Genomic DNA, 8,094 nt, shown 5'->3' on the forward strand with positions numbered 1-8,094 from the left:
CGTCAACGATCTCCCTCTCACGCACAGCCCACCGATCTACCGCCCGCCGCTATCGTCCACAAGCGACACACCGAACTCAAACTGAAACGATTTCTTAGCCTGAATCCACCGAGGGGCATCTGGGTTGCGTCGGCGCGGTAGGCAAGAAGATGCCCTCCGACCTGGGAAAATGGGAGTTCTCGAAGCTTCCATCAGCCTGGTCGAGAGGGCATCTGTCAGGTGCGATTGTCGCATGGGTCCCGTGCTGTAGACGCGGTGTTCGATGAGTCGAATCTGGTGTCGTGTGCCGGGTTGGTCCCGGTGATGCGTCTGGCCGAGCGCGTGGATCTGGCTGGTGTGGTAGCCCGGCGGGTTCGTCCTGACCTGTCGACCGGGGCCAATCCTGGCGGTAAGGCGGCGGCGATCGTGGCGGGGATGGCCGCTGGCGCTGACAGCATCGATGATTTGGATCTGCTGCGTCATGGTGGGATGGGTCGGCTGTTCACCGGGGTGTACGCGCCGTCGACGCTGGGATCGTTCCTGCGGTTCTTCACCTGGGGGCATAGCTTGCAGTTGGAGGCGGCCGCCCGGGATCTGCTGACCGCCCTGGCCGCGGCGACGCCGCTGCTTCCCGGCGCCGGTCAGGTGACCTATGTGGATGTCGACTCGCTGCTGCGCCGGGTGTACGGGCATGCCAAGCAGGGTGCGGCGTTCGGGCATGCCAAGGTCGGCGGCTACAGCGTGAGGCTGCGCGGCTTGTCACCGCTGGTTGCCACGCTCGCCACGCCGCAGGCGGCGCCGGTGATCGCCGCGACCCGGCTGCGGGGTGGTAACGCCGCCTCCGGGCGGGCCGCGGCGTCACTGGTACGCCAGGCGATCGGCTGCGCCAGAGCGGCCGGTGCGAGGGGGACGATCCTCGTGCGGGGTGATAGCGCGTTCGGCAATGGCCCGGTCGTGTCAGCCTGCCGCCAAGCCGCAGCCCGGTTCTCGTTCACGCTGCAGTCCAACCCGAAACTGGCCGCCGCCATCGCCGCCATCGACGAGCAGTCGTGGACGCCGGTGCGCTACCCGGGTGCAGTGTTCGACGACGACACCGGAGCGTGGATCTCCGACGCCGAGGTCGCCGAGACCACCTACACCGCATTCGAAACCACCCGGCACAAGGTGACCGCCCGGCTGATCGTGCGCCGCGTCCGGGAGAAGAACCCCGCCCCCGCCGGGCAGGAAGAACTGTTTCCCATCTGGCGCTATCACGCGTTCCTGACCGACAACGACGAGCCGGTCGTCGACGCTGACCTCACCCACCGCGGCCACGCGATCGTCGAGCAGGTCTTCGCCGACCTCATCGACGGACCCCTGGCCCACCTGCCTTCCGGCCGCTTCGCCGCCAACGCCGCCTGGCTCACCCTGGCCGCCATGACCCACAACCTGACCCGCGCCGCCGGCGTCCTCGCCGGTGCGGTGTTCGCCAAAGCCCGCGCGGCGACCCTGCGCCGCAAGCTGATCACCATCCCGGCCCGCCTCGCCCACCGCGCACGCCGCCTCGTCCTCCACCTGCCCGCCCACTGGCCCTGGCAAGACGACTGGCAGCACCTATTCACCGCTGCCCACGCACCGCCACCAACCCGACCCTGACCGATCCCGACCGACCGCGTACTCACGGAGCAAGCCGGAAACCGAGACCGGCCGACGCTACACGCCCACCCACACGCGCCATCGATGAACATCGAACCAAGACAGATTGATGATCAACCCGGCAACGCCTCGGTGGATTCAGGCTTAGGACGTCGCGTGCCCCTACCGGCTTGAAGAAGCCAAGACAGGTTGGGGAAGGGGACACGTTGGAGATCACTTGCGGGATCGACTGGGCCGAGGACCATCACGACGTGGCGCTGGTCGATGCCAGCGGCAAGCGGCTGGCCAAGCTACGCATCAGCGATGACGCCGCCGGCTTCGCCAAGCTGCTGGACCTGCTCACCGCGCATGGCGACCGCGCCGAGAGCCCGATCCCGGTGGCGATCGAGACCTCACGCGGGCTGCTGGTGGCGTGCTTGCGGGCGACCGGACGGCCGGTTTATGCGATCAACCCACTGGCGGTGTCCCGCTATCGGGACCGGCACTCGGCCGCGCGTAAGAAGTCCGACGCCGGTGACGCGCTGGTGCTGGCCAACATCCTGCGCACCGACGCCCTGGCCCATCGGCCGCTTCCGTCCGACACCGAACTGGTCCAGGCCATCCGGGTGCTGGCCCGCGCCCAGCAGGACTTCGTCTGGGACCGCACCACCCTGCTGCTGCGCCTGCGCAGCCTGCTGCGCGAGTACTACCCGGCGATGTTGGCCGCGGCTACCGGCTTCGAAGACGGACTCGCCTCGCCGATGGCCCGCACCCTGCGCCGCGCCGCGCCCGATCCGGCCACCGCAGCTGCGCTCACGGTCGAGCAGATCAGCGACCTGCTCGTGCAGGCCGGCCGACGCCGATACATCACCGCGACCGCGACCCGGCTGCACGCCATCTTCCGCGCCGAGCACCTCCGCCAGCCACCAGCGATCGAACACGCCTTCGGCCAACAGGCCCTCGGTCCGCTCCGCCAACTGGACACCGCCATCAGCAACGCCGAAGACCTGGCCGCAGCCACCATCGAGGCCTTCACCCAACACCCCGACGCGGCCCTGATCACCAGCTTCCCCGGCCTCGGCCCGCTGCAGAGCGCCCGCGTCCTCGGCGAGATCGGCGACGTCCCCACACGGTTCCCCACCGCCCGCGCCCTCAAGGCCTACGCCGGCGCCGCCCCAGTTACCCGAGCATCCGGCAAGACCCGCGCGGTGTTCAACCGCAAAGCCAAGAACCAGCGCCTGGCCTCGGTCGGCTACCAGTGGGCGTTCTGCGCCCTGACCACCTCACCCGGGGCCCTGGCCCACTACCGCCGCCGACGAGACCGCGGCGACTGGCACGCCGCCGCACAACGCAACCTGTTCAACCGGATGCTCGGCATCCTCCACCACTGCCTCACCACCCGCCAGCCCTACGACGAGACCAAGGCCTTCCCAACGCCAGGACCAGCGGAGCCCACGACGCAAAGCCCGGACACGCACCCCGCCAACCGTGGGGCGCTGCCCCACACCCCGGCCCTCCAAGGAGCCGCCAGTTGACACTCACCCCTGTGGGAGGTCTCAGAGAATGCAACGGGTCTCCTCGCCCGGGCACCCAAGGGGCGGCCCGAGAACCCCGGCCGGGTCAAGGCCAAGCCGCTACGCGGTCGCCTTCGGCGAGCCTTGACCCGACCGAGAACCGTCGGGCAGGAACAAGCCTGCCCGACCGAGGAGACCCGCCCCACCGCACAGCCCGCTTGACAACCGCCATTGAGACTCGTCCGGTAGGGCGCTCCACCTTGTCCCCGTCCGGGGAGGCTGGAAGGTCTACGACTGCCCGACGAGGAAATCCGCTGCTCGTGTCTGGCACAGCAGATGGCACGCGTTTGTTAGTCGGCGGCGATCTGCTCGATGGATTGCGCGGCGATGGCGAGCAGGGCGGGATCTCCGGAACGGGTGTAGGTGTCGCTCACGGTGTCAACGAACTTGATCGCGTGCGCATCTCCGGTGTCCGTTGCACGGCGCATGACCTCATCGAGGCTCAGGTCGGTCCCTCCGAGCGGGGCGGGCCGTGCCTTGGCCGGGGCGTAGGCGGCGGTAACCGCGGCTGTTGCCGCCCACGCGGCGGCGAGGCTCGGCGCCCAGAGCGTCGGCGGTAGAGCCGGCAAAGCACGCAGGACTGCGTTCGGCGCGGTGGCGGCGTGCACGAGCATGACAGGGCTGGCGTACCCGTACGTGCCGTGCCGGATGACCGCAGCGTCGACGATGCCCGCGAGCCGGGTTGGCACATCGTCCTTGTTGTCGCCGGGCACTGCGCCGGCTACTGCCGGCCAGGGGGTCAGGTCGGCCAGTTGAGCGAGGCGGGCTCGGATGCCGGACCGCTGGTCGGGTACACGGGGTACTGCGTCGAGCGCGGACCGGGCGTCGGTTATCGGATATGGTCCGGCGCCGGGTGGTGCTAGGGGCTGCCATCGGGCGGCCCAATAGGCCAGCCCCTGACCGAGTTCGGCGACACGCGGCTGGGTCTCCTCCTCGAGCAGAGCGCGTATGGCGTGGCCGACCCGGATGACTCCGTGAGTCGCGCCAGCGGCTATGCCAGGCAACAGGCGAGGCCACCACCGGACCAGCACGTCCGGCCAAGTTTCGCCGGCCAGCTCGCGGTCGAAATAGTTCAGCCAGTCTCCCGTACGAACCGGGTCGCCGAGCGGGTCACGCCACTCATCACTTCGGATGGGTCGAATACCGCGTGGTCGCTCTTCCAGCTTGTCGGCGTAGGCGTCAATCCACTGGTGAACGGCCCGCTCGTGGCCGCGGTGAACCAGGGCCTCAGCCGCCATGGGGGCGTGATTGGAAAGCCAACCGTCTCGCTCCGGCCCGGTGTGACGCACCCGTTCGTATGCCTCGTCAAGGATGGAACTCGTCATACACACGAGTCTGCAATCTGAACTTCGGTTGAAGTCAAGCGAAAGTTGCTGGGGTTGACCTAGAGCGTGTCCTGTCGATCTTGTAGCGGCGGGTCGTTGACGATGTGCCGGTGGTGCGTCGTGGTGAGTTGACCGATGAGGCGTGGGCGGTGATCGCGCCGCTGTTGCCAGAGCCTGGTGGGGCGCGGGGGCGGTGGCGGGATCACCGGCAGGTCATCAACGGGATCTTGTGGAAGCTGCGGACCGGTGCGCCGTGGCGTGACCTGCCGGAACGGTACGGGCCGTGGAAGACCTGCCACGAACGGCTGCGCCGCTGGACCGCCGATGGCACATGGGATCGGATCCTCGCGGCGGCGCAGGTCCATGACGACGGCACACCGGTGCAGTGGACGATCAGCGTTGACTCGTCGATCGTGCGGGCGCCCCAGCATGCCGCTGGCGCCCGCAAGAAAGGGGCTCCCCGACAAGTCCAGCGACACCTGGTGCGCAAGATGGCGAGGCCATCGGCCGATCCCGAGGCGGACTGAGCACGAAGATCCACCTGGCCGTCGACGGACGTGGACGGCCGCTGTCGATCCTGCTCACCCCCGGCCAGGCCGGCGACAACCCCCAACTCCTTGCGCTGCTCGACGCGATCCGCGTCAACGCGCCTGGACCCGGTCGGCCCCGTAAACGTCCCGACGTCCTGATCGCGGACAAGGGCTACGCCCACGACTCCACCCGCCGGGCCGTGCGCTCCCGAGGAATCAGGCACGTCATTCCGGAACGCTCAGACCAGGTCGCCCGCCGCGCCGCCAAGGGCAGCAACGGCGGGCGGCCACCCGCCTTCAACAAGGCGACTTACAGGAAGCGCAACGTCGTCGAGCGTTGCTTCAACCGACTCAAGCAGTGGCGCGACCTGGCCACCCGCTACGCCAAACGCGCATCCCTCTATCGAGCCAGCCTCGTCCTCATCGCCGCCATCATTTGGCTTCCATGATCGACTGGTCAGGCGCGGTGCGGCCACATCCAGACGAGCCAGTACTCGACGTCGGAGAAGAACGCCTCGTGCTCATCGCGCTCCAACCGCGCGGCCTCTTCCCGGCCGGTGCAGCTCACCAGCACACGCGCACGACCGTCGAACGGCGCGGGAAACTCCCGATACCCGCCTCCATCAATCCCTACCAGCGCCACAGCAGACGCGGCCAAAACCACGTCACCAGCAACAACGCACTCATCCAACGGAGGATCGTCCGGCTCCGCATCCCAGAACTCCAGCCGAACACTCACGCTGTGATCCCTAGCAGCGCTGAAGAAGCCAACACCACCATCAACAATGGCCGCGATTGGCCTCTCGTCGGCAAGCGGGTCACCACCCGCACCCGTGACCAACGCAAACATCCCAAACGTCACCCGGAACTCAACTTCTTCGGCCGACACCAGGCTCGACACCCGTGAACCCCCTGATCGACATCACAAGACGAAGGCCTCGATGCTCTCACCACCGCAAGATCGACAGGACACGCTCTAGAGCACACTTGCAAGGCAGTGATCCAGCCAGGCGTAGGCCGTCATCCGGCGATTGAGTGCCCCCAAAGGACGTGCCCACCACGTGCCAGTAGCCGGTACCCCGGACGGTCACCAGGAGACACGAACGGTCGCACGTCCGCTGCCTTGACCTGGCCCACCTGGGGCCTTGATGATCGTGATCTTCGTCCTTCCAAACCGACGATCGCAGTCCAAGATCAGGCTGCCCTACCTTCTTGGGTGTGCCCCGGTCGTCCGGAATGATCGGGAAGCGCAGGCGGGTCGGGATGGCTTTCAGGCTGGCTGCCCTCGATGGCTCAGGAGGCTTGGCCCCCGGCCGCGCACCCTTGTCCTGACCGCTGATTGGGCACTGCGATCGATCGCTATGTAGGGCGTTGACGGCGGGGCGGGGACGCACCGATACGAGCGACCTGAAAGCGAGGCATCGTTGGCGGTAGCCGTGGGTGTGGACGTGGGCAAGGACTTTCACTGGGCCGCGGTCGAACTGACTGACTCGGGCGAGCTGTTGCTGAGCAAGAAGATCGACAACGACCCGGCGAGCATCAACGAGCTGGTCGGCTACCTGCTCACTGTTCAGGCCGATCATGGTCCTGTGACGGTGGCTATCGATCTGATGGGCGGGGTCGCCAGCCTGTTGACCACCATGCTGCTGGAGGCCGGTCTGCGGCTGGTGCACGTGCCTGGGCTGGTCGTCAACCGCGCCCGCCGCGCCACCCGAGGCGGCGAGCACAAGTCCGACCCGCGAGACGCCAAAGTCATAGCCGACCAGCTGCGGCTGCGAGACGACTGGCGCGAGCTTGACTTCACCGACGACACGTCGCTGGACCTGCGACTGCTGGTCTCTCGGCGACGCGCTCTGGTCGTGGACCAGACCCGCCGCCTGGTTCGGCTGCGCGAGATGCTGGCCAGCATCTTCCCCGGCCTGGAACGCAACCTGGACGTTACTAACCTCGGCGACCTGCGGCTGCTCGCCCGCCACTGCACTCCCGACGACATCCGCCGCGCCGGCCGCCGACGCCTGACCGAACACCTGCTGCGTCAAGGCACCCGACGGCCCTACGCCGACAAACTGGTCACCGCCGCGCTCACGGCCGCACAAGGCCAACACGTCGCCGTTCCCGGCCAGACCCGCATCGCCGAGTTCGTCCGCGAGCTGGCCGCCGAAGCCATCACCGTCAAACAGCGCCTCGCCGAACTGGACCGCGAGATCGCCGCCGACCTCAACAACCACCCTGACGCGGCCCTCATCCTCAGCCTGCCCGGGATGGGGGCCACCCTCACCGCCGAGTTCCTCGCCGAGGCAGGCACGACGGCCCGATTCACCACCGCCGACCAACTGGCTTCCGCCGCAGGTCTGGCACCCGTCCTGCAACAATCCGGCAAGGTTCACTACCTGCGTCGCGCCACCGCCGGCAGCAAGACACTGAATTCGTCTTCTACCAATCGGCGTTCGCCGCCATCCGCAGCGACCCAGCCAGCAAAGCCTTCTACGCCCGCAAACGCGCCGAAGGCAAGCGGCACCACCAAGCACTCGTCGCTCTGGCCCGCCGTCGCATCAACGTGCTGCACGCACTCCTGCGAACCCGCCAGCCCTACCAGGCCGACTACGCCACTGCCGCTTGACAAAGACATTAGGCAGCTTCCAGGCCGTCAGGCCGTCGCCAGGCCGTCAAACGCCGGCCAAAGTTGACCAAGAACGACCACCGACGTCCGTACATACGACGAGGTCGCAGCCTTGATCGAGGCTGCGACCTGATGGGCGACGGACGAGTCGACCTGTACGCCGGATTCTGATGTACATTCCGGCGGGTCGGGGGTAGCCATGTGGATGTTGCCCGAGGCCCCAGCCAAGTGACGGCGGGTGCGGACATCGCCGGATTCTGACGGACGCCAGTCGACTGTTTCCACAGCTCGCCCCCGGCACATGGCAGGCCCTTGAGCCACGATCATTCTTTCTGAACGAAGCAGCCGGCCGAGGGGTCTAGTGCCGCGTCAGAGAACCTTTGCCCTGTCACGGCGTGACGCGCCGCGGGGATGCTGGCCCGGATGGCGCGGTGTCGCCAGGCTGTCCGGGT

The 8,094-nt window shown here is 67.8% G+C and carries 5 protein-coding genes and 1 pseudogene; 4 read left to right on the forward strand and 2 right to left on the reverse strand.

Going from position 1 to position 8,094, the window contains the following annotated elements:
- The first annotated feature begins 219 nt into the window (after window positions 1–219).
- Window positions 220–1,614: an IS1380 family transposase gene (locus AB0873_RS31055; RefSeq protein ID WP_366604235.1), complete on the forward strand. Its 1,395-nt coding sequence runs from the start codon at window positions 220–222 to the stop codon at window positions 1,612–1,614.
- A gap of 206 nt (window positions 1,615–1,820) precedes the next feature.
- Window positions 1,821–3,023, forward strand: a pseudogene (locus AB0873_RS31060) (IS110 family transposase); the annotation flags it as partial.
- A 434-nt stretch (window positions 3,024–3,457) separates the two neighbouring features.
- Here AB0873_RS31060 and AB0873_RS31065 read toward each other — a convergent pair.
- Window positions 3,458–4,492 carry a questin oxidase family protein gene (locus tag AB0873_RS31065; protein ID WP_366604237.1) on the reverse strand — a complete coding sequence of 345 codons (1,035 nt, stop codon included), beginning with the start codon at window positions 4,490–4,492 and terminating at the stop codon, window positions 3,458–3,460.
- A gap of 113 nt (window positions 4,493–4,605) precedes the next feature.
- Between AB0873_RS31065 and AB0873_RS31070 the strand changes: the two genes are divergently transcribed.
- Window positions 4,606–5,471 (forward strand): IS5 family transposase gene (locus tag AB0873_RS31070; protein WP_366604241.1). Its coding sequence is split into 2 segments (ribosomal slippage): window positions 4,606–4,945 and window positions 4,945–5,471, totalling 867 coding nucleotides; the frame shifts between segments, so codons are not numbered across the junction.
- An 8-nt stretch (window positions 5,472–5,479) separates the two neighbouring features.
- On the opposite strand, the gene AB0873_RS31075 is transcribed toward AB0873_RS31070, so the two are convergent.
- Window positions 5,480–5,923, reverse strand: a complete 444-nt coding sequence (locus AB0873_RS31075) for a hypothetical protein (protein WP_366604239.1) — start codon at window positions 5,921–5,923, stop codon at window positions 5,480–5,482.
- A 547-nt stretch (window positions 5,924–6,470) separates the two neighbouring features.
- Here AB0873_RS31075 and AB0873_RS31080 point away from each other — a divergent pair.
- Window positions 6,471–7,709: an IS110 family transposase gene (locus AB0873_RS31080; protein ID WP_366604240.1), complete on the forward strand. Its 1,239-nt coding sequence runs from the start codon at window positions 6,471–6,473 to the stop codon at window positions 7,707–7,709.
- The last annotated feature ends 385 nt before the right edge of the window (window positions 7,710–8,094 follow it).

The sequence above is a fragment of the Micromonospora sp. NPDC047707 genome, assembly GCF_040704235.1.
Taxonomy (GTDB): Bacteria; Actinomycetota; Actinomycetes; order Mycobacteriales; family Micromonosporaceae; genus Micromonospora.